The organism is Shewanella sp. 1311 (assembly GCF_059338235.1).
In genome coordinates this window covers 4,322,005-4,347,537 of sequence record NZ_CM181686.1, presented here as the reverse complement: position 1 = coordinate 4,347,537, position 25,533 = coordinate 4,322,005, and the positions used below count along the sequence as shown (strand labels likewise).

Sequence of the window (25,533 nt, the reverse complement as noted above, 5' to 3'; positions counted from 1 at the left end):
ATTGGGCGCCGTAAAGACGCCGTGGTTTATCGATTAATCACTGAGCTTGACGTACGAGCTTAGCGCAAGTTAATGCTCATGTTTGGCGTAGACGCCACGGCGATATCGGACTCGAACCAGCGTGAAGTGATGGTCTTAGTCTCGGTATAGAAACGTACAGCTTGCTTACCGTAGGCATGTTGATCGCCGTAGAAACTGCCCTTCCAACCAGTAAATGAGAAGAAAGGCAATGGCACAGGAATAGGTACGTTAATCCCCACTTGGCCGACTTCTATTTCGTGTTGATATTTACGAGCAGCCGCACCGCTGGCAGTAAAGATAGAAGTACCGTTGCCATACGGGCTGGCATTGACTAATTCGATGGCCGCTTCTAAGGAGTCAGATTCCATGCAGCACAATACAGGACCGAAGATTTCTTCCTTGTAGATGCTCATCTCTGTGGAGACTTTATTGAACATGGTTGGGCCAATCCAGTTGCCTGACTCATAACCTTCCACGGTAAAGTCGCTGCCATCGAGTAAACACTCGGCGCCTTCATCAATCCCCTGCTTGATAAGCTTGAGCACGCGTGCCTTGGCTGCAGGGCTTATGACAGGGCCGTAACCGGCTTCTTTATCGTCCCATAAACCTGGGCGAACTTTGGCTAAGGCTTCTTTGAGTTCTGGGATCCACTCTTTAGCGGCGCCAACAAACACGGCAACCGAAATCGCCATACAGCGCTGACCCGCCGCGCCCACAGAAGCGCCAACTAAGTTATTGATCACTTGCTGTTTGTTCGCATCAGGCATAATGACGCAGTGATTTTTTGCGCCCGCAAAGGCTTGTACGCGTTTTAAATTATCGGTACCGGTTTTATAAATATACTGGCCCACAGCCACTGAACCGACGAAGGAAATGGCTTTAATTGCAGGGTTTGCCAGCAGAATATCCACGGCAGTTTTGTCGCCATGCACTAATTGCAATACGCCCTTAGGTGCGCCCGCTTCAACAAACAGTTCAACAAGGCGCTGCGGCGTCATTGGATCTTGTTCTGAAGGCTTTAAAATGAAGGTGTTACCGCAAGCGATTGCCAGTGGGAACATCCATAACGGGATCATCGCAGGGAAGTTAAATGGCGTAATACCGGCACACACACCCAGTGGTTGAGTGTAGCTATAAGTGTCAATTGAACGCGCGACGTTCTCAACGGTTTCGCCCATCAATAATGACGCCACGTTACAAGCGTGTTCAGCGACTTCGATACCGCGCCATACATCGCCCTTGGCATCTTCGAAGGTTTTACCCGTTTCATGGGCAAGAATGGTCGCAAGTTCATCGTGATGTTCTTTTAACAGATGTTGATAACGCAACATGACGCGCGCACGTTCAGAAACAGGCACTTCTTTCCAGGTTTTGAAAGCGGCTTTGGCGCTAGCAATGGCAGCGTGAACTTCTTCGCTCGTAGCAGCATTAATCACGGCAATCGGCGAGTTATTCGCGGGATTGGTGACAATAATCTGCGATGTGCCCGTACCTTGGGTAAACTCACCGTCAATGTAATGCTTTACTTGTGTGGTCATGTTGCAATCCTTTCCTTGTAGAGTGATAGGCGGGCGGTGCGATATTATGATTATCCTCAAGGGAAGTGATTGCCCTTGCCAGCCCCGTCTTGTTGATTTAACTAAACTGTTGCGATTAAACCTCGATGGCCATCGCCGTCGCTTCACCACCGCCGATACACAGCGAGGCAACACCGCGCTTCAGGCCGCGGGCTTTTAAAGCATGAATTAAGGTCACCAGCAAACGTGAACCCGAGCAACCAATCGGATGACCTAAGGCGCAAGCGCCGCCATTAACGTTTACCTTAGCGATATCTAAACCTAGCTCAGACACGGCAAGCATAGTCACCATGGCGAAGGCTTCGTTGATTTCGAATAAATCCACCTCATCCGTTGACCAACCGACATTGGCCAGCAATTTTGCCATAGCGCCAACCGGTGCAGTGGTGAACAATGAAGGCTCTTGGGCGTGAGTCGTGTGGCCTTTAATGGTGGCTAACACGGCTAAGCCTAAACGGTCAGCTTCGCCGCGCGAGGTCAGCATTAATGCCGCTGCACCATCGGAAATCGAGCTAGAGTTTGCCGCTGTGATAGTGCCATCTTTGGTAAAGGCAGGGCGCAGCGTAGGAATTTTTTCAGGGCGGGCATTACCGGGTTGCTCGTCGGTATCGATAGTCACATCACCACGACGATCACTGACTGTGACGGGGGTGATTTCGGTTTTAAAGGCACCCGAGTTAATCGCGGCATTGGCTTTTTCGAGCGAGCTTAAGGCAAAAGCGTCCATCTGCTCGCGAGTAATACCAAATTCATCGGCCGTTTTCTGGGCAAACGTTCCCATAGCACCGCCCGTGTAGGCATCTTCAAGACCATCTAAAAACATGTGATCTAACACTTTGCCATGGCCCATGCGCATGCCGCCGCGGGCTTTATCTAATAGATACGGTGCTTGGCTCATGCTTTCCATGCCGCCTGCGATCACCACTTTTGCACTGCCCGCTTTAATCAAATCGTGGGCTAACATTACCGTCTTCATGCCTGAGCCACAGACCTTGTTCACTGTGGTCGCACCAACGGATAAGGGTAATCCCGCACCTAAGGTTGCCTGACGTGCAGGCGCTTGACCTAAGCCTGCGGGTAATACGCAGCCCATCAAGACTTCATCGACATGCTCACCCGCCAATTGTGTTTCCGCTAACAAGCCTTTAATGGCCGTCGCAGCTAACATGGGTGATGCTACGGATGACAAATTGCCTTGAAACCCACCCATTGGGGTGCGTTTAGCGGCAACAATAACGATATCTTGATTTAACTGTTCAGTACTCATGAAGGCTCCAACCTAAATTGACCACGAAGCCTAGTACCAGCCTCGGGACGTTTAATAAAATCGACAATAAAACCACTCTGACGTTTACGCGAACGTAAAGCAAGTATTCCTTGGTCTAATGTGCAGATTTTATCAGTGGAAAATGTCAGTAAGGATTTACAGTAAAAATGGGATGAAGAACAACAAGGGGCGGTATCGATAAGGCGGTAAGAGTGATGACTGAGATATAAAGGCATTCGCAATCCTAGCGAATCCGTTGAAGTAAAAAGTGGATATTGGCTCAGCATAAACGATAGAGCCTATCCAGCTCATGCGCTTTTATTGCACTGAGCCAACCTTGCTAAGTTAATTTAATATCAGTGAGTGATATCTAGGGCGTGTTGTCACTTAACGTCCTAGCAGCGAATGATTTATGCTCGTCATTAAGAAATGAACGCATGAGCTTGACGAACAAACGAGTTCAAGTGGACAGACCTGTTATAACATCGACATAAGGATTTGGTTGTTATCTATAAAATCGCTATGCTCAACTACACAGTTAGCATGTTATTGACCCGCTTACATAAATCCATAGTGTGCAAAGTGGGATACCTTAACTGGGTACTAAAATTTAAGAATAAAAATTCAAGCTATTGTTCCTATTTAATAATGCCAAATTATCTAACCATAAACATCCCAACCAGATAACCCTAAATAAAAGTAGGAAGGAAAGACATGCTAAATCAGATGACGCTTAAGACCCAGTTTATCGGGGTCATCGCTATTCCCTGTATTGCTCTTATCTTAATCAGCTTAACGGCCATTCAAGGCTTATCTGGTATGCAAGATCAAACTAAAACACTCGCCGAAAATACCAGCGCGCCATTACGGTCGATGGCGGAAGTTGCGTCCCGTATTCCTCGTATGCGAGTGGGCATTGATATTATTATCTTACAAGAAATCCCGACGATGAAGGATCAAAAAGGCGTATTAACCCGAGTGACAGAAACCCGTGCTGAGGATATTCCAGAAATGGATGCGGCATTAAAAGCTGCCCGTGACGCTCAGGTAAACCCCATTACCCGTGCCGAAGTACAAAAGTTGATCGACCTCTTTGATAAAGTCAAAAGTGACGAACTTGCGCCTATGCTGACAGCGATGGAAAAGGGGGAAGTGGCAAAATCGCAAGAAATCTATCGTAACCAGTTCGCAGCTAGCTACAACATAATGAGAAAGAGTACCGATGCCATTCTTGACTCATTGCTACAACAAGGCAACGCCAGCTTCGTTGACAGTCAAAAAAACTACCAAGAAACACGCATGGAAATGTTTGTTGTTTTAACCATCGCTTTGATTATTTCAATATTTCTAGGTTTTATGATGCTGCGTCGTCTACGACTTCGCGTGGCATCGTTACAACAGCATATTTCTTCTGCCAGTGACAAACTTGATTTGCATAATATGATCGAGTTAAAAGGCCAAGACGAACTCAGTGATATTGCTCTGCACTTTAATCAGTTTGTGTTGAAGATACGTAATGCGATTGAAGCCGTGGCTGACAACTCACGCCAACTCGCCCATACGGCAAACGATGTCGCCAGCAAAGCCCAAGCAACCCATAGAAATTGTATTAACGAGCGCGATCGCACCACGCAAATCGCAACGGCAATCCATGAGATGGGCACCACAGTGGACAATATTGCTGGCAACGCAACCCAAGCGGCTAATGCAGCCAAAGAAGCAGATAATCAAGCGCATAATGGCGCGAGTGTGGTCGCCAAAGCTCGCCAGGGTGTCAGCTCATTATCCATTGAAATTCAACACATCAGCACTGACATTACTTCGCTCGCGACGCAAACCAATTCTATCGGCAGTATTTTGGATACCATACGCAGCATTTCAGAACAAACTAACTTGCTAGCACTCAACGCAGCCATTGAAGCTGCACGTGCTGGCGAGACAGGTCGAGGTTTTGCCGTCGTCGCCGACGAAGTCCGAAACCTTGCCAGTCGTTCAGCGTCATCGACAGATGAAATTCAAACTATGATTAACAAGCTGCAGGAGCAATCGTCCAAAACAGTGACCGCCATCAAGCGGGGTCACGAACAAAGCGGTATGGTCGTCAAGCAGGCAGATGATGCCAATGACTCCTTAACCCTGATTACTTCGCATATTAGCCAAATCAGCGACATGAACATTCAAGTCGCCACCGCGACAGAAGAGCAGTCTATGGTTGTAGCAGAGATAAGCCGCAATGTTGAAGAAATTAATCAGTTAACGACTGAAACATCGGAGATTGCCGACGAGTTAACGGCATCCAGCGCAAACTTACAAAAACTATCGGTTCACTTAGATAAATTAGTGACCCAATTTAAGTTATAAGCGGTAAAAGTTATCATATACCGCAGGACGCTTAGTGCATTCAATCAACGTAATGCCTCAAAAACATAGTGACTTTAAAAAACAGTGTCCTAAAACAGTTACTTAAAAATACAGTGCTTTAAAAACAGTGCCTTAAATCAATAAGGCACTGAAGCACTAAGCGCTATCTTGACAGGAACTCACAGAAATAACTGCGTGAATTAACGCGACTCCCACGGTGTCATCGCCGTCATATCGCTTAAGTCGTAAGGGGTTAACTGATAGACGTAATAGTTGAGCCAATTACTCACCAGCAGGCTACCGTGGCTGTGCCAACGGGCAATGGCGTCGGCTTTAGGATCATCATTGCGATAATAATTCTGTGGCACATTCGGGTCTAAGCCTTGGCTTAAATCTCGCTGATATTCCTCGTTTAAGGTCGACTTTTGATATTCAGGGTGACCCATCACAAACAAGTTACGATTATTCCGACTTAACACCAAATAAGCCCCTGCCTCATCGGACTCGGCCAATAGCTGCAGCTGTGGATGTTGTCTAATTTCTTCGACATCCATTTCGGCAAAACGGGAATGGGGTGCAAAAAATTCATCATCAAAACCGCGCAGTAGCGGGAAATGCTGAGAAGTACGGCGATGCACAAATACGCCAGAACGCTTTTGCGGCAATATTTTTCGATTTAAACCATAGAGATGATACAAGCCCGCATGGGCTGCCCAGCATAAAAACAACACTGAGGTGACATGCTCTTGCGACCAGTCGATGATTTCACGGATATGGTCCCAATAAACCACATCTTCGAAATCGATTTGTCCAAGCGGCGCACCTGTGATGATAAGACCATCGTAATTTTTATGGCGCACGGCTTCAAAGTCACGGTAGAAAGTATTCATGTGATCAATGGAAGTATGCTTGGATTCTTTGTCGTGAATACGCAGTAAATCCACATCGACTTGTAAAGGCGTGTTGCCCAGTAAGCGCAGTAACTGGGTTTCCGTCTCGATTTTGTTCGGCATCAAGTTCAAAATCAGCACCTTCATCGGTCTGATATCTTGATTCGCCGCCCGCGTCTCGGACATAACGAAAATATTTTCTGACTCTAACACTTCTGCTGCGGGCAGATGATCTGGAATTCTAACCGGCATACCGCGCCTCTTCTGTTCGTAAATACCAACGGATTCGGCGCGTATGTCAGCTCACTTCTGAGCGGGCTAACTAGCCACCGACTTTCTCTAGCAGTATCGTCATTGGCTCAGTGGAGTTGAGGTCAATATGATAGGCTTGAGTATTAATAAACAATAACTTATCACCGAGCATTATCCGTGCACCTATGGCATAAGTGTGCCCGGGTTGGAACTGATCGCTGCCAATCGCAAAACTGAATGGCGTTGGTGTTGCAGCACCTTGTTGTACGCGCTCCGCCATCACTATGGCTGGCACATCCATTTTTGAGACATCGAGCAGTTGCACTACGACCTTAGCCTCGGCGGGCAGAGCAATCCGTTCGCGATACAAGGTCTCGCCTTTTATCTCCACGATAGCATTGGGTGTCGCACAACCCGATAACACACCCATTAGCGCCATTAATGCTAAAGCGGTTGATCTCAACGCGCTTAAACGCAACCATTTGTTCATTTTGTTTCTCCTAATCATACATAAAGACTTCTAGATGTCCATACGCCCAAGCTATAAATCTTGTCTTGGCGAACATATCTTCCTATCATAAGCCACCATTTCGTTGCCGAAAAACCTATGACCCAAGCAACTGCAATAATTGTGGGAGCTAGCTCACAATTAAGTCGTGAAATTGCAAAGCAATTGGCAGATCAACAGGTTGAATTAGTCTTATTCGCCCAAGATCCAGAATCACTCCGCGATTTTGCCTTATCCTTGCCAACAAAAGTACAAGTATTTGCACTTCAAATTGAACAGCCTCAAGCCATTATCACTCAACTTGAATCCGTCTGGCAGAGTCTTGGCGGTGCGCACTTAGTCTTAGTCAATACAGGCCTCAATAGTTATGATCCTGAGCTGCCTTGGCTGCCAGAGCAAGACATTATCGATGTCAATGTGCGAGGTTTTGCCGCTATCTGCAATACGGCATTTAGACTATTTCGCGAGCAAGGTTATGGACAACTGGCGGCAATAAACTCTATCGCAGGTTTGCGCGGTGGCCCAAGTGTGGCCTATCACGCCTCAAAAGCCTTTGGGCAGAATTACCTTGAGGGCTTATGTATGCACGCCCAGCGCCTCAAGTTACCCATTACGATTACCGATATCCAGCTCGGTTTACTCGATAAAGCCGCCATGCAGCAAAGTGCGATGTGGTTGGCACCATTGCCACAAGTCGCAGCACAGATCATCAAAGCAATGAAGCAAGGTAAACGCCGTGTCTATGTGACTAAACGCTGGCGCCTCGTCGCTTGGCTTACTGTGTTATTACCCGAATTTATCTATAACACTCGTCACTGGAAGGCTAAAAAGCCAAAGCGCTAAGTCGGCTTAACCTGAGTGGAACATGCGCGATAAAAGTGCAGAAACGAAAAAGGAGCCTAAGGCTCCTTTTTTACGCTTATCTGATCCGTAGATTAGAAAGTGTAACCTACGCTGACCATATAAACCCATGGGTCAATATCGGTACCAATAACCACAGTGTCACCCGATAATTTAAACTTCACATCGCTGCTAATTTGCGCGTACCACACGGAAGCGTTCACTAACCAGTTTTTGTTAACCTGATAATCAATACCTGCTTGTGCCGCTAAGCCCCAAGACGTGGTCATACTCAAGTCAGTTAACGCACCACCTAAATCATTGGTGAATTCATTATCATAAAAGTTAGTGTAATTAACACCGACGCCAATGTAAGGGCGAACCACTGATTGAGAATTACCGAAATAGTACTGCGCCACTAAAGTTGGCGGCAGTTGCTTAGTTTCAGCAATTTTACCTACGCCAGCCAAAGAAACATCGTGGCTAAAAGGCGTTGCTGCTAATAACTCTACCCCAAAGTTATCAGTCAACATATAACCGAAGTTCAAACCAAGTTGAGTATTGTTACTCACTTTGAACTCACCAAAAGTTGCAACTGGGTCGCTTGATTCGTTTGGCGCAACAACGATAGCACCCGCACGAACGATAATGTCACCTGCTTGGTGAGCCGATACAGAAGCAGAAAAACCAGCAGCTAAAAGGGTGGCAGCGATCAGTGTAGAAACAGTATTTTTGTTCATCATCATACTCCATATGTACAACATAGGTTTTTGTTTTAAATTACATCCTTAACAATTGACGCCTACACTGCCAGAGAAGCGCGGCTGATTTATTGATCCAAATCAAAGTGAATGACCAATACTCATTTCTAGGTACAGCCTATGGGAGCTAAATCACGAAATTCAAACATTTATCGACAGTACACCTTTGTTTTCTGTGAGCTCAGTTCTTTATTAGTCATCACTAATGACTACAGCAAGAGGTAGACACCATTAGCGAAACTAACATTTGAATAACAATAAAAAGCACTTAGCTGAGGGGGATTTGGCCATTAAGTTCAAATTGGTGGGACTAGATGGGGAAGAATAGAAGCAGAAAACGGCCGAACCCAAACGGCTTAAGGATGATACCCATACTGTTAGCGGTCTAAATTAGTGAGTAACTAAATTGAGTCGCTATGTTGAGTCGCTAAATTACATGGTGCAATTGAGTGAGCTGCTGGGGTCGAATTAAGAATGAATGAGCAGATCAGCTTGTGCGGCAACACTCAAGCAAGGGATACTGAGTGAGCCAACCCTTAGTCGCGACTCTGTGATGAAACACGGATAATGCTCGCTTTGGATTGGCGCTCAGTTTGAGTGCAAACAGGGAGTTAAGCCCAAAGGGAGCCACCAGCTCAATATCGTAATACGCTGCATGATTTATCATCCCAACACAAGTCTGAGTCTGAGTATCAGATTTTACATCAACAACTTGATAGCTTACCCCGACTGCGGTTTCAAGTTCTGGCCAATAGGACATAGCATCAACACAAGATGTGTAAGCCATGTCTTGATTTCGAACATGCAGGCGCGCCTGATTCTTCACCGACCAAGGTAACTCAGGGGCAAGCTGATTAAGATAGGTTTCAATTGCCAGATCCCGCTCAGGACTAATATCTAACGGGCAAAAATAGATCAGATCGATATCGTTCAGTGGACTCAACTCAAATCCGTGCAAGCGATCCCAGACTAAATTACGGACAAATCCCGCCGCAAGGCACCACTGCGGCATTGAGTGTACTTTGGTGCATTGGAGCACAAGTTCAAGCGCCCTCACCCGCTCGCAATCTTGGGTTATCCATTTGAGTAATCGATGCTTTAGCTCTGCTTCACACATAGCATCATCCATAACATTATTCATAGCACCATTCAGAACATGACTCATACATTACTCATAACAGTATCGTTCGCTTCAATATCAAATAACACCACGGGAATGACATTCGGCTTACTCCACTTCGCCATCGGTTTCTGAGCACTTTACGACCTCATGACAGAATAGAGATACGAGACTATAAATAGGTGCCATCACCGCCAAATAAATCCAAAAACCATATACATCTTTGTCTAGCAGATTAACGCTAAGAATATAGATGGGCACGAACAGTAGCATCCAATTTATTATATTGAGTTTGTACCGTATCGGCTTATCACAATGACAGCAGCGTCCTTCCTTAATCGGCACTTCCTTAGCGCCGAGTTTACCTTTGCAATACGGACATTTTTTACTAAAAAGCATTTAAACTCCATCGCAGAGATTAGACTCGCAACACAAGCCTCATCATCCATTCTTTCAATTCGTAAAGACTATATCCGCACTATTCGTTACAAAGCATCACACAGCATCCGCTTGGCGCTCTGGGGCCGCATCGGCAAAAGCTTCTAGCTGATTACACTCAGTCCACACGCGCATGATATTGGGATAAGGCGTTAAATCCACATTAAAACGCTGAGCGTTATACACCTGCGGCACTAAACACAAGTCGGCTAATGTCACTGTATCCCCAAAGCAGTAACGACCACTGTGCCTTTTCAACAAGATTTCTAGGGCAGCAAAACCACTTGCAACCCAGTGGTGATACCAAGTATTTTTAGCCGCTTCATCGACCCCTAAGGTTTGAGTTAAATACTGCAATACCCGCAAGTTATTTAATGGATGAATTTCACAGGCTACCGTGAGTGCCATGGCGCGCACATGGGCACGCTCAAGAGCCGATGCAGGCAATAATGGCGACAGTGGGTGTATCTCATCAAGATATTCGATAATGGCTAAGGATTGCGACAATGCATCTGCATCTAACTCATCGTCCATCACTAAGGTTGGCACTAACTCCAGCGGATTGAGCGCACTGTAGGCCGCTTTATGTTGCTCGCCGCCATCACGTACAAGATGCACAGACAACTGCTCGGCTGAAATACCCTTAAGATTGAGGGCGATGCGAACACGGTACGCCGCGCTTGAGCGCCAATAACCATAAAGCTTCATATTTTCATGTCCTTATAAAAGTCTGTATAAAAACGGGGCAATTAAGCCCCGTTAGTTTGAGTCGATGTAGCCCTTTAAGGGAAAGCCTTAGGCTTTGTATTCAACCACTTTTTGATCGATAGAACCGAAAATCGTTACATCGTTGTCATCGAGCATTTCGATGCGCACAGTATCGCCAAAACGCATAAATGGCGTAGTGGCTTTGCCTTCAGCAATCACTTCTAGCATACGTTTTTCCGCTAAACAGCTAGAGCCTGCGCTACGGTCATAGTTAGAAATAGTACCAGAGCCAATAATCGCGCCAGCGCCCAATGGACGGGTTTTTGCAACATGTGAAACTAACTGGCTGAAATTAAAGGTCATATCGACGCCGGCATTCGGACGGCCAAATAACTCACCGTTTAAATGGGTGATCAGCGGTAAATGCACTTTAGAATCTTCCCAACGTGCGCCCAGTTCATCCGGCGTCACTGCCACAGGTGAAAAACTGCTCGATGGCTTAGATTGGAAGAAACCAAAGCCTTTCGCCAACTCACCAGGGATTAAGTTACGCAGTGACACATCGTTCACTAACATCAACAATTTAATATGCTTAGCCGCATTGTCGCTGCTCACGCCCATAGGCACATCATCGGTAATGATCGCGATTTCAGATTCGAAATCGATACCCCAGTCTTCACTCGCCAGTGGAATATCGGCTTTAGGGGCAATAAAACTGTCTGAACCACCTTGATAGAACAGCGGATCTGTCCAGAAGGTTTCAGGCATTTCTGCGCCGCGAGCCTTACGGACTAACTCAACGTGATTCACATAAGCGCTGCCATCGGCCCATTGGTAGGCACGCGGTAGTGGCGACAAGCACTTAGCTTCGTCAAACGCTTGGGCGTTATCTAACATGCCTTCATTTAACGCGTCGTACAATTCTTGCAATTGCGGTTTCAGTAAATCCCAACCGTCGAGTAATTGCTGCATAGTGTGGGCAATAGCAGGAACGGCAACCGTTTTAGTGAGATCGCGGCTAACTAACATCAACTGACCATCGCGGCGACCATTGTTATAACTTGCAAGTTTCATATTGGCTCCAGTGCTTCTAAGGCTAGGCGTACAATTTTATTGTGCTGGAAAACGCGCGGCGTCATTCAGCTTATATTCGGCGATTTTAATCGGACTCTTTGACTCATTAAGGGCGCACACGTTACGCAGTCCGCGCCAACAGAGGCATGCCCTTTTGCTTGCTTTAACGTATTTGTTGCGCGTAGAAATACCCGAAGCTGGCGCAGATTCCTATAGCGTGACCCAAATCACATTTGGGTCAATTATTTCACATTTCGTAAACTAATCATTACGTTTATAACCTAGTTGCCGCTTATCAATATCTCGGTAAGCAATATGCCTGAAAAGTCGGCAACTAAGTGGAACGATACTGTTACATCTATCGCGTCAAGCCAGCAAGACTCGGCTTAACGACGCTTGGCTATCTTGTACTCACGCAGCTTATTGGCAATAGCGGTGTGCGACACCCCGAGCTTTTTCGCTAACTGCCGAGTACTCGGATAGGCTGGATATAATCGACGCAACAGACTCGCTTCAAACTGCTTCATTGCATCGTCGAGATTGCCTTCAAACTCATTATCAAAGTAACCAAAACCTTCGGCGTAGGACGGCAGTTTTAATTGTTCTACCGTCAACTCGGCCGAACCATCCCACATAGACACAGCTCTAAATACTGCGTTCTTTAATTGGCGTACGTTACCTGGCCAAGCGTAGGTGAGCAAATGATCGCGGCACTGGGCCGAAATCCGCCGCACTGGGCTAGATAACTGTTGACTGTAATGTTCGAGGAACATTTCCGTCAGTGGAATGATATCGACTTTACGCTCGCGCAGTGACGGTATGTGATAACTCAGCACATGGATGCGATAGTACAAATCTTCCCTAAACTCACCGGTTTGGCACAGTTCGGCTAAATTTTTCTGGGTTGAGCAGATGATCCGCACATCGGCGCGGACTTCTTCATCGCCGCCTATGCGTCTAAAGGTACCATCTTGCAATAGCCGAAGCAGCTTAACTTGGGCGGCCTTAGACATTTCAGCCACTTCATCGAGAAATACTGTGCCGCCTTTAGCTTCTTCAAAGAAACCCCGTTTAACGACTTTGCCCTGACTGACATAACCGAATAGTTCTTCTTCGGCGGCGCTGTCGGGCAGAGCGGCGCAGTTGATGGCGATAAAGGGTTTCTCACGGCGCATGCTGGCATCGTGGCTGGCTCTGGCCATTAATTCTTTGCCAGTACCCGTTTCACCTGTGATCAATAAAGGCGCATCGAGCTGGGCCATCCGCCGCGCTTGCTTAAGCACTTCCTTCATTTTGTCACTGCTGGCTAATACATTTTCAAAGCCAGTGGTTTGATTCTGCAGCGCGTTAAATTGTTTTCCAACCCGCGCAGGGGATTTTAGCGACACCACAGCGCCAACTAAGATGGTTTTTTCATCCTCATCGGGCAGGTAAATCGGCAGCATTTCAGCTAAATATTCGTTTGGACCAATTTGTACCCTCGCCGCTTGCGGTAAGACTTGGCTTTCGCTCAACCAGCGGCTGAAGTTAAAACCTTGCACCCAATGATTGAGCGACTCTTCGAGCACTTCGTGCTCACCCATGCCGATATTGAGCAAGGCGGACTCGTTAACGATACGGATACGCGCTTTGGCATCAATGGAGAAAACGGAGTCAGGTAAGGTTTTGAGCAAGGTTTTAAGGGCGTAATGTTCTTGCTCTGAGGGCATAAACGACACCGTACGCACATCATGGACACTTTCCACTTTGCGGATCTGCGGCATCAAGGCACTTAAGGTTTCAAAACTGATTTCGGCAAATTGTAAGTACAGGAATCCTTGGTTACTGGCATCAATAGCAATTAAATTAATACCATAACGCTCTAACACGACTAAGATATCTTTGGCTAAACCAACACGATCCTGACAGCTGACTTCCAAGCGCATAATGACTGATATTCCCTTTTTTGATTCGAATTTTGGGGATAAACCGTGCAGAGCTATTTTTCGCCTTAAGCTTTACAACAAAAATGACGCTTGCTAGGCAAGTTGTTACCTTAACGAAAACGTCAGCGATGAGGGTAAATAGCAGAGCCCATATACGTTAGAAGGTTAAACAGAAAGTGGCAAGCCTAGTTTACAGTTGAATTGTAACAGGAAGAAAAAATCAGCATCGAAAAATAGATTAAGATGCTGATTAAATTGGCGAATTAATTAGACTAATAACTGGTCTGTCTTGGCGGCCATGATGAAGTCGTTCTTATGTAGACCCTTGATAGAGTGTGACCACCAAGTGACGGTCACTTTGCCCCATTCAGTGAAAATGCCTGGATGATGGAATTCTTCTTCCGCTAAATCCGCCAGCTTATTTGTGAATGCCATCGCCAGTTTAAAGTTTTTAAACTTGTAAACGCGCTCAAGCTGCATTACGCCATCACGCACTTGCACTCCCCAGTCGGGGATCATACGAATAAGTTCAGCCAATTCTTCATCGGTCACTTTAGGTGCGTCGGCTTGGCACGCTTCACATTTCATATTCGATAACGCTGTCATACATACTCCTCTTGGCAACATTGATTAGGGATATTCAGTTGCACTTTACTCATTTTCTATTAATAACTTAAATCACATCACTCAATCAGATGGCTAAATTAGATGTCAGCCAAATAACGAGTCAACTCATCAATCTAATCGAGGCTAACTCGCCTTGGCTTTTGGCGGAAACTTAGGGGCAAATAAACCTAACTGACGCGCCTTAGTGACATAACCCATGATGTCCATCTTGGCAATTTCATCCAGCATATCAATATGCTCAATCACATAATAAATCGGTTGCATAATGTCGATCCGATATGGGGTGCGCAGCACATTTAATAAATCAAAGGGTTGACGCTCTGGCACATCACTTTCCATCGCATACAAGGTTTCACCGGGCGAGCTTAAAATGCCGCCGCCATAGATACATAAGGCGCCGTCTTTAGGCTGTAGTAAACCAAACTCAACCGTAAACCAGTACAAACGCGCTAAAAATACCCTTTCCTCTTTGCTGGCATGTAAACCTAACTGGCCATACATATGAGAGAAATTGGCAAATGAAGGATTGGTGAGCAAAGGGCAGTGACCAAAAATCTCGTGGAAGATATCTGGCTCTTGCAAGTAATCAAACTCTTCCTTGCGGCGAATAAAGGTGGCCACAGGAAACTCTTTATTTGCCAGTAATTCAAAAAAACGGCCGAAGGAAATCAGCGCAGGTACCGCCGCCGTTTTCCAGCTAGTGGTCGCTTGTAATACCGCATCAATTTCGGCAAGTTGCGGAATGCGATCCTTTGGCATACCCAAGGCATCGAGCCCTTGCAGATATTCCTTGCAGGCACGACCGGGAAGATTAACGGCTTGACGGGCGTAAAGCTGACGCCAAATATCGTGCTCTTCTTGCGGGTAATGGATAAACCCAGTGTCATCGGCTCTGTGAGCGATGTACTCTGTTCCTTTCGTCATAATCTTCACTTGGTGGCTAACACTCATGACTCCATAGTGGTCTAAGGCTTTAAATTTGTTAACTCCCTCACACTTTATTCTTGTGCCGCTACTGTGACGTAAACGTAAAGCAAATATTACAAGGTCATTAAAATCCCCCTGCTGGTACATGCCATGAATGCTGGATTAGATCCACTGTGCTACTTTTGCTAAAACTTACGTAAAGTTTGCCGTTAAAATGCTTAAATATCCGAAGTTTTCAGCGTTTGTAAATAGCTTTTCTGTGCAGGTCATTTACAATATTGGCCATTAACCGCATCTCCTTGACCTAAAAGGTTCGCAATGAAACAACATCAAATTCGTAAAGCCGTTATTCCTGTCGCAGGCCTAGGCACTCGTATGCTTCCAGCGACCAAAGCGATTCCAAAGGAAATGTTACCGGTTGTCGATAAGCCATTGATCCAATATGTGGTCAGTGAAGCTATCGCTGCTGGGATCAAAGAAATTGTCCTAGTGACCCACGCCAGTAAAAACTCTATCGAAAACCACTTCGATACCAGTTTCGAATTAGAAGCCCAACTCGAGCGCCGCGTTAAACGTCAGTTACTCGAAGCCGTACAATCTATCTGTCCTAAAGACGTGACTATCATTAGCGTGCGTCAATCTCAGGCGAAAGGATTAGGCCACGCCATTTTGTGTGCAAAATCTGTCGTCGGCGATGCACCATTTGCAGTATTGCTGCCTGATGTGATCATCGATGAAGCCAGCTGTGATCTGCGCCGCGATAACTTAGCCGCTATGGTTACCCTGTTTGATGAAACCCAAGTGGGTCAAATCATGGTTGAAGGCGTGCCACACAATGTCGTTAACCAATATGGTATTGCTGATGTGAATGGCCATGATTTACAACCTGGAGAATCAGAACCATTAGTCGAACTGGTTGAGAAACCAGCCGTGGATGAAGCGCCGTCTAACTTAGCCGTTGTAGGCCGTTATGTATTACCTGCCAGCATTTGGCCACTACTGGCTAAAACCCCTGCAGGCGCGGGCGATGAAATTCAATTAACCGATGCAATTGCTATGTTAATGAAGCAAGAAACCGTGAACGCTTATTATATGGAAGGTAAGAGTCACGACTGTGGTAACAAACAAGGGTATATGCGCGCGAACGTTGAATACGCCCTGCGCCACAGCGAAATCGGTGAAGATTTTGCGCAATATTTAAAAACCGTTGTAAAAGGGATGAAGTAATGACGATTTTAGTGACCGGTGGTGCTGGCTATATTGGCACTCACACTGTGGTAGAACTGCTCAATGCTGGCAATGACGTGATTGTGTTAGACAACTTGTCTAATTCGAGCATAGAAGCCTTAAATCGAGTCGAGCGGATCACAGGTAAATCGGTCATTTTCTATCAAGGCGATATTCTCAATAAAGCCTTATTACAGAAAGTGTTTAACGATCATGCTATCGATTCGGTTATTCACTTTGCTGGATTAAAGGCTGTGGGTGAATCCGTCGCTAAACCCCTTAAGTATTATGAGAATAACGTCACAGGAACCCTGATCCTCTGCCAAGTTATGGCGGAGTTTAAGGTGAAAAATCTCGTTTTCAGCTCATCGGCCACTGTATATGGCGATCCAGCTAGTTTGCCTATCACCGAAGACTTTCCCACTGGAGCGACCAATCCCTATGGTCAGTCTAAGTTGATGGTTGAACATATATTGGCAGATGTACACAATGCCGATCCGAGCTGGAATATCGCTCGTCTGCGTTATTTTAATCCGGTTGGCGCCCATACCAGTGGCTTAATCGGCGAAGATCCTAATGATATCCCTAACAACTTAATGCCCTTTATTGCGCAGGTTGCTGTGGGTAAACGTGCCGCCTTAAGTGTGTTTGGTGATGATTATCCGACTCATGATGGAACTGGCGTGCGTGACTATATCCATGTGGTGGATTTAGCCAATGGCCATTTAAAAGCACTGGCAAAATTGGCCACTAAACCGGGTCTGGTCACCTATAACTTAGGCACAGGCCAAGGATATAGTGTTTTAGACATGGTTCATGCCTTTGAAAGAGCCTGTGGTAACACCATTGCCTACCAAATTGCGCCACGTCGCCCGGGTGATATTGCCGCCTGCTACGCCGATCCAACCCACGCAAGGGAAGATCTTGGCTGGCAAGCAACACATACGCTAGCAGATATGGCCAACAGTAGCTGGCATTGGCAATCGACCAATCCCAATGGTTACAACGGCTAACAAATTGAATGGCTTGTGGAAATATCCCAAGCCATTTTTCTTTATCACTGTGAATACACCCATCACTTTAAATAACTAACCGTTCGAGGAGCAACATGACTCAAAGTATTAATCACAGTCGTCGTAACCTCTTTCGCCGCCGTAAAGATAATGCCTTGAGGCCGCCTTGGGTGCGTGATGATATCGAGTTCACCGATGTATGCACTCGCTGCTCAGCCTGTATTGAGGTGTGTGAAACCCAGATCATCATCAAAGGCGATGGCGGATTTCCTGAAGTCTCCTTTAAAGACAATGAGTGCACATTTTGTACGCTTTGCGCTAAGGCATGCCCTGAAAATATCTTCGATTTAGCCCAAACACCTTGGTCGTATCACGCCCATATTCAACAGAGTTGTTTAACCTTTCAAGGGATCTGGTGCCAAAGTTGTAAGGATGCCTGTGAACCAAGAGCCATCAGTTTTGTGTTCAATATTGGCCAAGCTCCACGTCCGCAAATAGACCTTGAACTTTGTACCGGATGCGGCGCCTGTGTGGCTCCCTGCCCTAGCAAGGCCATTGAAATAACCCGATCGACTTAATGCAGCAAAGCCATCGCATTAACTCATACAAAGCTGTGCTTATCATACGTTTTACGCTAGTATCGCGCCTCTATTGAACTCAGTTAATCCCTTCTCGAATTAAGTTGATTTATGATGATGTTTGTAAAAAAACTGTTCTTCCCCCCTAAAAAAAGTCCCTCTTTTAGCTTTATTTCTCGAGGCACTAAACTCACGGGGAACATCGAATTAACGGGCGACGTGCTTGTTGGCGGTGATATCCAAGGTCAACTGCTTTCTGAGGCTAATATCACGATAGAACAAGGCGGTACGATTCAAGGCGAAGTAAAGTGCCATGAATTTATCGTTGACGGACACTTCAAAGGCAGACTCATTTGTGAGCGTTTAGTGATCCAGCGTAATGGCGTTGTCGATGGCGAAGTGGCGAGTACTTCAATGCAAATTCTTGAGGGCGGCCAGTTTATCGGCATGCGGATTAAAGAAGATGCGCCAACCATTTATTCCCATGCAATAGGCCACACTCCTGCAACAGACAATCGTAACTTATCGCACGTACAAAACGATGTTATAGAATCTCGCTAAAACGGCGAATAAATGACACTCGCAAGCTCACCCACTTAGGCGAGCTTGTATTTTTAGCTCGATCTTTTTTTAATACCCCGACTCAAAGCCCTTCACTTACCAACCAAATAACTGCCTGCGAAATAGCACGCTTTACAATGGTTAAATAATTGTTATTTTACCGAGAGTGATCACAGTTAATCCGCACGACTGCTGTTAATCTTAGTGGCTAATAGCGGCGGTTCGGGTAATAGCAAGGAGCAGAGTCAGGGCCACAGAATGCCCTTAATAACCCCGCAAAAAATAGTTAAGACTCATATAGGGCAACATACAAAATGAGCAACGCATTACTCAAACAAATCTGTGAACTCGATGTTTTTACCTTACTGGTATTTAAGAGTATTTTCGACACAGGGCACGCGAACAGTGCCGCCAAAGCGTTGGATGTTTCTGCACCGAAAATCAGCCGTTGTCTCAACGCATTACGCCTGACCTTTAACGATGAACTCTTCTATCGCCGACAACAGGGGCTAAAACCCACTCCCCTAGCAGAAAGCCTGTATGTGGCTATTTGCCAGTTTACTGAATCGGTTTATCACCTCGAACAATCAGCAACTCAGATACAAAATGCAGCCATCAATGCCGATTTACCGCTGCATATTGCCGCCTGTAATGGGCTATTGAGCTTTTTAGCGCCACAATTAAGCACGCCGGACGTCGCCCAAGCGCTAGGACAAATACGTTTACATAAATGGCAGGAAAATAGCGCTGAGTTAATCCACGCAGGTGCGCTGGATTTTGGTATTACCTTAGAAAGTGCTGAAAATAAAGAATTAAGCTATACCAAACTGGGCTCAGTCAATGGCGTTTACATCGTTGCCGCCAAACAACATCCTCTGTGGCAGATTGAAACCGATATTACCTTAGAGCAAATCTGTCGCCATCCATTCCTGTACCAAGAAGTGAAGGGCTTTAATAGCAAAATTGACCCCTTAGAATTATTTTGCCAGCGCCAAGGCCTCTTGCTACCAGCGGTGGATAAAGTCATCGACAGGGAGGAGTGGTACGCCCATTTACTCACCATGAAGAGTGTGGCTTTTTGTTCCAGCATTGATATGCACACAGTAAAACATATGCCCGGATTACACTTAGAACGCCTAAGCGATACAGAGCTCAATCGACTCCACGATACTATGATGGCGCCACAATATTATCTTATTGAAAAACCAGCCATTCATCGGCGCTACAGCCAGAGTCAAAGCGCGCTTGTCGTACGTTCCTTACTTGCCGCGCTCGACCCCGCACGCTAACGCGAGACAATAAGCTCAGCCAAGCTCGTGGATATAATGTTTACTAAACCTTGTTTACATCATTGCGATGAGTCGATGTTAAACGGGGTTTAGGTAGTAAAAGACCGAAGTTTAAAACAGCAAAATTTCATCGATATTTTATCTCTTAACAAGGCTTATCCTCAGACGACAGTACCGCTTATTTTTCCCGTCGCTTTGATGCTTAAAACGTCAATTCCATCACTCAGATTTAGGCTATCTTAGCCTCGTGTATTTTGCTTAACCGAAAATGAATTCTTCACTGAAGCCCAAGTTGAAAAATATAAATTGTGATGCCCATCATGGCTTTCCAGCTGAATTTCATTATTTAAAATATCAAAATGCAAATTTTAGAATTCCCATTCACGTTTGTTAAATCATCGTTCACATATCAGATACAAACTTGCAAATACCACTTTATAAGTAGGTGAATCCTCCTATATTAGAGGCACTGCACACGCAGTCTTATAGAAAGAAAAAGGGACGCGATGATGAAAAACTACAATAAATCTCTACTGGCACTGGCTCTCGTCAGTACCTTAAGCCTTACCGCCTGCGGGGACGGAAGCGATGGTCAAGATGGGGCACCTGGCACACCAGGTACACCCGGAACACCAGGCACTCCCGGAACACCAGGTACACCCGGAACCCCTGCGGGCTCCTTCGCAACGACTGCTCAATCTATTACTGATCTGGCTTTCACTTTAAGTCCAGCGGACATTAAAGTGACCAGCAGTGAAGGCTTTAGCGTTAAATTTACTGTTACCGGAAAAAATGCTAACAAAGATGTTCCTTTTACAGGACTCGATAAAGTTGCGCTTTATTCTTTAACGGCAAATGAAAATACCTCAGGTACTGGCGCCCCTATTCAATGGCAAAACAATGCCATGGCGAACGCCGCAGGTACTTCGCTAACTTGTACCTTAGATGGTCTTAACGGTACTAAAAATGCTTGTACTTTAACCGAAGATACAGCAACACCAGGCACTTACACTGCAACTTGGGCACATGATGGCGCAGCGCCAATCATTAATCCCAATGATAATCCAAATGCAGTACACAGAATATTTCTACGTGCTTACAACGTCACTGACAGTGCAGGCGTAGCCTTATCTGACAAGATTTTATCTGTACCCGTTGACTTTATCCCTGCCACTGATGAACTTGCATCATCAGGTAAAGATACCGTCAGTAGCGCAGCCTGTGAAAAATGTCACGGTGAAGCAGATGGCCATATCGCCAATATTTCAGCCCACCATAACTACCAAGGCGTTAAAAATTGTGTGACCTGTCATAACCCAGATCAAATCCCAAGTGATGCAGATCTAGCCGCAGGTTTGATATTTGACTTTGCACCTATGATCCACAGGATCCACTCTGGCGCAGAAAACGCAGCAAACTTCGATACTAGCAATAATACCGCTAAAGAATGGAGTGAAATTGGCTTCCCATCTGATCTGAAAGAATGTACTTCTTGTCATACTACGGACCAACCTAGCTATAACACTATTTACGCCCAAGCTTGTGTAGGCTGCCATATGACAGTCAACTTTGCGACCGGTGAAAACCACTCTGAATTTGCCCTAGCTCAAGCAGATGATACTCAATGTAGCTCTTGCCACGGCACAGGTAACTTGTCGCCTGCGGTGGTGCATAGTGTCGGTAAACGTGCAGAGTATGCTTCTCTGTTCAAAGTTGACTTCACCAGTGCTACAACAGTTCCATCGGCTACTCTAGGCATGAAAACCTTAACCTTAACAGCCAATGTCACCTTAAATGGTGCGCCAATTGCTGATGGTACATCGTTAAAAGCCTACAACGCGACCACTAACCCAACAGCGATGTTTGTCGCTAATGGTCTATTGATCGGTAATGTGGCCACTGACGGTACTGTGTACTCTTGGAGAGATGTTAAACCTGCAGCAATCAGCCTGAAACTGGAAAACGGTTCGCTTGCTGGTGGCGTGTTAACTATCGTTAAAGATATCCCAGATGCGCAAGCTGTGGGCACTCTCTACGTAGGTTCAGAAGCCAACTTCTGTGCTAAAGCGGGTAAAGTGGTTAGCTGTAATACTCCAAGCTTAGAGTTTGGTCCAACTAGCCCTATCGGTAACGAAGCTGCAGTGAAATTCTATAGCCCAGATGGTAGCGCAGTCACTAAAGCCCGTATGGCTGATCCTACTCGTATCACAGTCGCAGAAACTAAGTGTAATGCTTGTCATGGCACTTTAGATTATGCAAAAGGTTCAAGACACGGCGCTTACACCTTCGACCAATGTATGCACTGCCATAACGACACCACTGGCGCTTCTGGCCACGGTGCAACTGGCTATAAAGGCGATGATGGTAAGTTAGTTGTTAATCCTGAAGTGACCTTCAATAACAAAGACCTATTCACAGTTGCTCACCGTTTCCACAGCGGTAACTTCGGTGTAGTAGAAGGTATCTTCCGCGATGCGAAAGGTGGTTTGTTCGGTTATCCTGCGGTTGAAACAGATTGTGCGGCTTGTCATAAAGACAATGCCAAACTGTTTGCAACTGACGGTGGTTTAACTTCAGGCAAACGCTCAATCAAAGTAGGTGCTTACTACATTAGCCCAGTAGCTGAATCATGCCGTACTTGTCACGCTCACTCTGATGCGGCAGCTGTCGCTCACTTTAGAAGTAACGGTGCGGTAGTAGAAGCGGATGCAATGACAGATCCTAACCTACCAGTAGAATCTTGCGCGACCTGTCATGCTGAAGGAAAAACCTACGGCGTAGATAAGGTACACGCAGAGTAGCACAGCAGTACTAGTACCTTTGGGTTGCCCCTGCACAACCCAAACTTCATCTCTGCAACTCATTGGGGACCCTTAGGGTCCCCTTTTTTATTGCCAATTATCTTCACGTAAAAATGCAATATCAATCGTATTAATAACTGCGATAAAGACTTAATCCGCTAAGCGACTGGCTTGTGCAATCCGTTGTCTAAGCAGCTTGATAAAGTCCTTAGCTTCTCTGTCCAAACTGTCGTGGGGAATATACAAGTGATAACCTAAACGCGTATCTAACATCACGCAGCGATGCCCAAACATCGCCAATACACCGCGATAACGATCCCCTTCTATCACCAAAGGACCAAACTCTGCGCCGAGATAAGTTTCTAAAGTCGCTAAGTCTTCATCTTGCGAGGCTGCAGTCACTAATAAAGGCCGCTGCTCTGTTAATAAGCCGGTGGCTAAGCGCAAGGAGATATTATCCAAAATAGGATTTAAGTGTTTTAGCTTAATGCCTAAATAAGATAACTCTATGGTATCTAATCCATTAGTCACCCGCGGAATATCGACCCTTTGAATATTATCCCAACCGATAGACACTTTGCCGCGGCGATGAAAATAGGTCAGCCCCTTGTCATCTAATGCTAGGGTCGTTTCCGGCTCATACACCTTAGCTAAACCGAGAATAAGTGAAATAGCGCCCAAACTAAAAAACATCAAACCCACGGCAAACAAGGCTGGCCACGTTAGAAAAAGTCCCAACCCCAGCAGCAGACTTAAGCCACCCAGCCAAGTTAAGGTTAACCCATTTCGTTTTGATAAAGGACGCACTGACATTATTTCTGACTCAATTGTCATTGTTCATCTTCCTGTTAACACTCACTATCTTTAGATTGAAGTCGGAAACCACACCCTTAACTTGCCATCTTTAACTTACGGTCTTTAACCATAACCACAAACGGCCAATATATTCGTGAATCGCCCGCTGAGAGGCCACTAGATTATCCGCCGTCAAACGCCACCAAAAATCATCTCTCCCAATAAAATCCGTTGGTGCGGCTTCAGGATGTAAACCTTTAGCGGTGAAGATAGCCATAGCCCGTGGCATATGAGTGGCCGATGTGACTAAGCGAAAGGGTTCTTCGCCTAATTCCCACTGTAAATATTGCGCTTCTTCTATCGTATCTCGCGCTAAAGGGAATTGAATGATCCGACGTTTATCAACGCCCAGTTCAACTGCGGCTTTCGCCATCATTTCAGCATGGGAAACCTGCGTGAGTTCACCGCCCCAACCGCTGACAATCAACTTGCATTCTTGGCCTAAATTAAGTTGTCTGACACCTTCACTAAGCCTTGCAAGCGCTACTGCAGACAAGGATTGCACCGCAGTCGCACCTTGAATATCCGAGTGCGCCGAACCTAATACCATCACAAAACAGGCGCCAGCGATGGGCGTAGAATTAATAGGGTAAGCCGCTTCTAATGGCCGCACTAATGTATTTACACTCAGTTGACTGCTTAAAAAGAGTAAGAGAAAGAAGGCGCACGATACTAAGTATTTCGCCATACTCCGACGGCGCCATACCAGAAAAGAAATGACTAATAACAATAGGATAAAGGGTATCGGCATTATCCCCTGTGAAACAACTTTCTTAACCCAAAACATGATGTCCATGCCAAGCAACCCAAAAGAGCGCAATCATAGCATCAAAATACGGCGAAACGCATAGCAGATAACATTAGCCCAGCGTTTTGCTGGGCTAATGTTTATAAAACGTATAAGCCATTAAGCATTGATTTAAAAGCCTAATAAGCTCACTAGATGAGTACAGATATCCAAGCGAAGATTACTTTTCCCATAACCAAGCGGCGCCGCGCACACCCGATGAACAACCATAAAGATTCTGCACCACAGGTGTATGGCACTCACGCCCCACCACATAATGGGCCAGCAATGCCGGTAATCTTGGGTAAATCGCCGCGACATTCGACATACCGCCGCCCAGCACTATAGCATCGGGATCGAGCATATTGATCACATGGGCGAGTGAGCGAGCGAGCCTATCCATATAACGATCAAACGCAGCGACCGCAATCACATCCCCCTCATCGACTAACAACATAATATCGGCACCTGATTTTGCAGCAGCACGCACTGTGCCCGCCGCCGTCAATGCCGCATTAAAATCACGCACAAAGCCAGTGCCAGAGATAAAGGTCTCGATACAATCTGGATTGCCACAGAAGCAACGGGTGGTATTAAACTCTTCCTTAGTCATCCAAGGCAGAGGATTATGACCCCATTCACCGCCGATACCATTACCCCCGCCGTGCACTTTGCCGTTAATTGCCACGCCAGCGCCACAGCCAGTGCCTAGAATCACACCAAACACCACAGATGCGCCAGCGGCGGCACCATCGACCGACTCTGATACCGCAAAGCAGTTTGCATCATTGGCAACCCGCACTTCACGCTGTAACAACTCCCCTAAATCCACATCGAGGGGATGACCATTGATCCACGTTGAATTGGCGTTTTTCACTAAACCTGAATAGGGCGATACCACACCAGGAATTCCCACACCGACTGTGCCTTGCTCGCCGAGTGTCGCTTCCGCTTCCTTAACTAAATTGACAACCGCGGCAAGCGTGCCCTGATAGTCACGTGGCGTCGTCACACGTTTGCGAAATAGCTCATTACCTTCATCACTCAGTGCGACTAATTCTATTTTTGTTCCGCCTAAATCGACGCCCATGCGCATCATGAATACTACTCCAGTGTTTAGCCCGCC

At 46.1% G+C, this 25,533-nt stretch carries 22 protein-coding genes; 8 read left to right on the top strand and 14 right to left on the bottom strand.

Translation table 11 applies throughout. The features are described from left to right. Positions 1-59 precede the first annotated feature (59 nt). Together AC5YB3_RS19075 and AC5YB3_RS19070 are read right to left on the bottom strand one after the other, a co-directional pair. Positions 60-1,559, bottom strand: coding sequence for a CoA-acylating methylmalonate-semialdehyde dehydrogenase (locus tag AC5YB3_RS19075; protein WP_259483206.1), 1,500 nt, complete (start codon positions 1,557-1,559; stop codon positions 60-62). Between the two features lie 115 nt (positions 1,560-1,674). Beyond that, positions 1,675-2,865, bottom strand: coding sequence for a thiolase family protein (locus AC5YB3_RS19070; protein ID WP_011846380.1), 1,191 nt, complete (start codon positions 2,863-2,865; stop codon positions 1,675-1,677). A 714-nt stretch (positions 2,866-3,579) separates the two neighbouring features. Here AC5YB3_RS19070 and AC5YB3_RS19065 point away from each other — a divergent pair. Further along, positions 3,580-5,226: a methyl-accepting chemotaxis protein gene (locus tag AC5YB3_RS19065; RefSeq protein ID WP_063883215.1), complete on the top strand. Its 1,647-nt coding sequence runs from the start codon at positions 3,580-3,582 to the stop codon at positions 5,224-5,226. A gap of 200 nt (positions 5,227-5,426) precedes the next feature. Here the strand turns inward: AC5YB3_RS19065 and metA are convergent, their stop codons facing one another. Then, complete coding sequence (gene metA / locus AC5YB3_RS19060) at positions 5,427-6,368, bottom strand: homoserine O-acetyltransferase MetA (RefSeq protein WP_226058694.1); 942 nt, start codon at positions 6,366-6,368, stop codon at positions 5,427-5,429. A gap of 70 nt (positions 6,369-6,438) precedes the next feature. Continuing rightward, the gene (locus AC5YB3_RS19055; protein ID WP_259584847.1) at positions 6,439-6,858 is read right to left on the bottom strand and encodes a YbaY family lipoprotein; all 420 of its coding nucleotides are present in this window, start codon (positions 6,856-6,858) and stop codon (positions 6,439-6,441) included. Positions 6,859-6,975: 117 nt separating this feature from the next. Here AC5YB3_RS19055 and AC5YB3_RS19050 point away from each other — a divergent pair, with 117 nt between their 5' ends. Further along, positions 6,976-7,719, top strand: coding sequence for an SDR family NAD(P)-dependent oxidoreductase (locus tag AC5YB3_RS19050; protein ID WP_259523329.1), 744 nt, complete (start codon positions 6,976-6,978; stop codon positions 7,717-7,719). 92 nt (positions 7,720-7,811) lie between these two features. Here the strand turns inward: AC5YB3_RS19050 and ompW are convergent, their stop codons facing one another. From ompW to phhA, 7 genes are all read right to left on the bottom strand, one after another. Continuing rightward, the gene (gene ompW / locus AC5YB3_RS19045) at positions 7,812-8,459 is read right to left on the bottom strand and encodes an outer membrane protein OmpW (RefSeq protein WP_432404738.1); all 648 of its coding nucleotides are present in this window, start codon (positions 8,457-8,459) and stop codon (positions 7,812-7,814) included. A 505-nt stretch (positions 8,460-8,964) separates the two neighbouring features. After that, complete coding sequence (locus tag AC5YB3_RS19040) at positions 8,965-9,642, bottom strand: nucleotidyltransferase family protein (RefSeq protein ID WP_494525946.1); 678 nt, start codon at positions 9,640-9,642, stop codon at positions 8,965-8,967. Positions 9,643-10,092: 450 nt separating this feature from the next. Then, complete coding sequence (gene maiA, locus AC5YB3_RS19035) at positions 10,093-10,743, bottom strand: maleylacetoacetate isomerase (protein WP_268649537.1); 651 nt, start codon at positions 10,741-10,743, stop codon at positions 10,093-10,095. 87 nt (positions 10,744-10,830) lie between these two features. Next, a complete protein-coding gene (locus tag AC5YB3_RS19030; protein ID WP_006085272.1) occupies positions 10,831-11,817 on the bottom strand; it encodes a fumarylacetoacetate hydrolase family protein in 987 nt (328 codons plus the stop codon). Between the two features lie 386 nt (positions 11,818-12,203). Further along, positions 12,204-13,742, bottom strand: coding sequence for a transcriptional regulator TyrR (gene tyrR, locus AC5YB3_RS19025; protein WP_006085271.1), 1,539 nt, complete (start codon positions 13,740-13,742; stop codon positions 12,204-12,206). A gap of 267 nt (positions 13,743-14,009) precedes the next feature. Further along, on the bottom strand, positions 14,010-14,348 hold the full coding sequence (locus AC5YB3_RS19020; RefSeq protein ID WP_006081014.1) for a 4a-hydroxytetrahydrobiopterin dehydratase: 339 nt from the start codon (positions 14,346-14,348) through the stop codon (positions 14,010-14,012). 144 nt (positions 14,349-14,492) lie between these two features. Continuing rightward, positions 14,493-15,293 carry a phenylalanine 4-monooxygenase gene (gene phhA / locus AC5YB3_RS19015; protein ID WP_311989564.1) on the bottom strand — a complete coding sequence of 267 codons (801 nt, stop codon included), beginning with the start codon at positions 15,291-15,293 and terminating at the stop codon, positions 14,493-14,495. Between the two features lie 321 nt (positions 15,294-15,614). Between phhA and galU the strand changes: the two genes are divergently transcribed. The 6 genes from galU (at position 15,615) to AC5YB3_RS18985 (ending at position 22,765) form a co-directional block, all read left to right on the top strand. Further along, entirely contained in the window at positions 15,615-16,523 is a 909-nt protein-coding gene (gene galU / locus AC5YB3_RS19010; protein ID WP_107402248.1) for a UTP--glucose-1-phosphate uridylyltransferase GalU, read from the top strand. After that, positions 16,523-17,536 (top strand): UDP-glucose 4-epimerase GalE, encoded by a 1,014-nt coding sequence (galE, locus tag AC5YB3_RS19005; RefSeq protein ID WP_300483929.1) that lies wholly within the window; start codon positions 16,523-16,525, stop codon positions 17,534-17,536. Before galU ends, galE begins: the two co-directional genes overlap by 1 nt. Before the next feature lie 95 nt (positions 17,537-17,631). Continuing rightward, complete coding sequence (gene napF, locus AC5YB3_RS19000) at positions 17,632-18,114, top strand: ferredoxin-type protein NapF (RefSeq protein WP_494525945.1); 483 nt, start codon at positions 17,632-17,634, stop codon at positions 18,112-18,114. A 111-nt stretch (positions 18,115-18,225) separates the two neighbouring features. Next, positions 18,226-18,675, top strand: coding sequence for a bactofilin family protein (locus tag AC5YB3_RS18995; RefSeq protein WP_107402251.1), 450 nt, complete (start codon positions 18,226-18,228; stop codon positions 18,673-18,675). A gap of 314 nt (positions 18,676-18,989) precedes the next feature. Then, entirely contained in the window at positions 18,990-19,964 is a 975-nt protein-coding gene (locus AC5YB3_RS18990) for a LysR family transcriptional regulator (RefSeq protein ID WP_494525944.1), read from the top strand. Positions 19,965-20,470: 506 nt separating this feature from the next. Next, positions 20,471-22,765: an OmcA/MtrC family decaheme c-type cytochrome gene (locus tag AC5YB3_RS18985; RefSeq protein ID WP_494525943.1), complete on the top strand. Its 2,295-nt coding sequence runs from the start codon at positions 20,471-20,473 to the stop codon at positions 22,763-22,765. Positions 22,766-22,915: 150 nt separating this feature from the next. On the opposite strand, the gene AC5YB3_RS18980 is transcribed toward AC5YB3_RS18985, so the two are convergent. The 3 genes from AC5YB3_RS18980 to mak all read right to left on the bottom strand — a co-directional run bounded on the left by AC5YB3_RS18980 (position 22,916) and on the right by mak (position 25,506). Then, positions 22,916-23,599 carry a DUF2982 domain-containing protein gene (locus AC5YB3_RS18980; RefSeq protein ID WP_011846369.1) on the bottom strand — a complete coding sequence of 228 codons (684 nt, stop codon included), beginning with the start codon at positions 23,597-23,599 and terminating at the stop codon, positions 22,916-22,918. A 70-nt stretch (positions 23,600-23,669) separates the two neighbouring features. Further along, complete coding sequence (locus AC5YB3_RS18975) at positions 23,670-24,371, bottom strand: YdcF family protein (RefSeq protein WP_494527200.1); 702 nt, start codon at positions 24,369-24,371, stop codon at positions 23,670-23,672. Between the two features lie 217 nt (positions 24,372-24,588). Continuing rightward, positions 24,589-25,506 (bottom strand): fructokinase, encoded by a 918-nt coding sequence (gene mak / locus AC5YB3_RS18970; RefSeq protein ID WP_494525942.1) that lies wholly within the window; start codon positions 25,504-25,506, stop codon positions 24,589-24,591. Positions 25,507-25,533 lie beyond the last annotated feature (27 nt).

Excerpts from the sequence above, each read along its gene's own strand:
- AC5YB3_RS19075 (WP_259483206.1), bottom strand. The coding sequence starts at position 1,559 with ATGACCACACAAGTAAAGCATTACATTGACGGTGAGTTTACCCAAGGT.
- AC5YB3_RS19070 (WP_011846380.1), bottom strand. The coding sequence starts at position 2,865 with ATGAGTACTGAACAGTTAAATCAAGATATCGTTATTGTTGCCGCTAAA.
- AC5YB3_RS19065 (WP_063883215.1), top strand. The coding sequence starts at position 3,580 with ATGCTAAATCAGATGACGCTTAAGACCCAGTTTATCGGGGTCATCGCT.
- metA (WP_226058694.1), bottom strand. The coding sequence starts at position 6,368 with ATGCCGGTTAGAATTCCAGATCATCTGCCCGCAGCAGAAGTGTTAGAG.
- AC5YB3_RS19055 (WP_259584847.1), bottom strand. The coding sequence starts at position 6,858 with ATGAACAAATGGTTGCGTTTAAGCGCGTTGAGATCAACCGCTTTAGCA.
- AC5YB3_RS19050 (WP_259523329.1), top strand. The coding sequence starts at position 6,976 with ATGACCCAAGCAACTGCAATAATTGTGGGAGCTAGCTCACAATTAAGT.
- ompW (WP_432404738.1), bottom strand. The coding sequence starts at position 8,459 with ATGATGAACAAAAATACTGTTTCTACACTGATCGCTGCCACCCTTTTA.
- AC5YB3_RS19040 (WP_494525946.1), bottom strand. The coding sequence starts at position 9,642 with ATGAGTCATGTTCTGAATGGTGCTATGAATAATGTTATGGATGATGCT.
- maiA (WP_268649537.1), bottom strand. The coding sequence starts at position 10,743 with ATGAAGCTTTATGGTTATTGGCGCTCAAGCGCGGCGTACCGTGTTCGC.
- AC5YB3_RS19030 (WP_006085272.1), bottom strand. The coding sequence starts at position 11,817 with ATGAAACTTGCAAGTTATAACAATGGTCGCCGCGATGGTCAGTTGATG.
- tyrR (WP_006085271.1), bottom strand. The coding sequence starts at position 13,742 with ATGCGCTTGGAAGTCAGCTGTCAGGATCGTGTTGGTTTAGCCAAAGAT.
- AC5YB3_RS19020 (WP_006081014.1), bottom strand. The coding sequence starts at position 14,348 with ATGACAGCGTTATCGAATATGAAATGTGAAGCGTGCCAAGCCGACGCA.
- phhA (WP_311989564.1), bottom strand. The coding sequence starts at position 15,293 with ATGACGAAAGGAACAGAGTACATCGCTCACAGAGCCGATGACACTGGG.
- galU (WP_107402248.1), top strand. The coding sequence starts at position 15,615 with ATGAAACAACATCAAATTCGTAAAGCCGTTATTCCTGTCGCAGGCCTA.
- galE (WP_300483929.1), top strand. The coding sequence starts at position 16,523 with ATGACGATTTTAGTGACCGGTGGTGCTGGCTATATTGGCACTCACACT.
- napF (WP_494525945.1), top strand. The coding sequence starts at position 17,632 with ATGACTCAAAGTATTAATCACAGTCGTCGTAACCTCTTTCGCCGCCGT.
- AC5YB3_RS18995 (WP_107402251.1), top strand. The coding sequence starts at position 18,226 with ATGATGATGTTTGTAAAAAAACTGTTCTTCCCCCCTAAAAAAAGTCCC.
- AC5YB3_RS18990 (WP_494525944.1), top strand. The coding sequence starts at position 18,990 with ATGAGCAACGCATTACTCAAACAAATCTGTGAACTCGATGTTTTTACC.
- AC5YB3_RS18985 (WP_494525943.1), top strand. The coding sequence starts at position 20,471 with ATGATGAAAAACTACAATAAATCTCTACTGGCACTGGCTCTCGTCAGT.
- AC5YB3_RS18980 (WP_011846369.1), bottom strand. The coding sequence starts at position 23,599 with ATGACAATTGAGTCAGAAATAATGTCAGTGCGTCCTTTATCAAAACGA.
- AC5YB3_RS18975 (WP_494527200.1), bottom strand. The coding sequence starts at position 24,371 with ATGCCGATACCCTTTATCCTATTGTTATTAGTCATTTCTTTTCTGGTA.
- mak (WP_494525942.1), bottom strand. The coding sequence starts at position 25,506 with ATGATGCGCATGGGCGTCGATTTAGGCGGAACAAAAATAGAATTAGTC.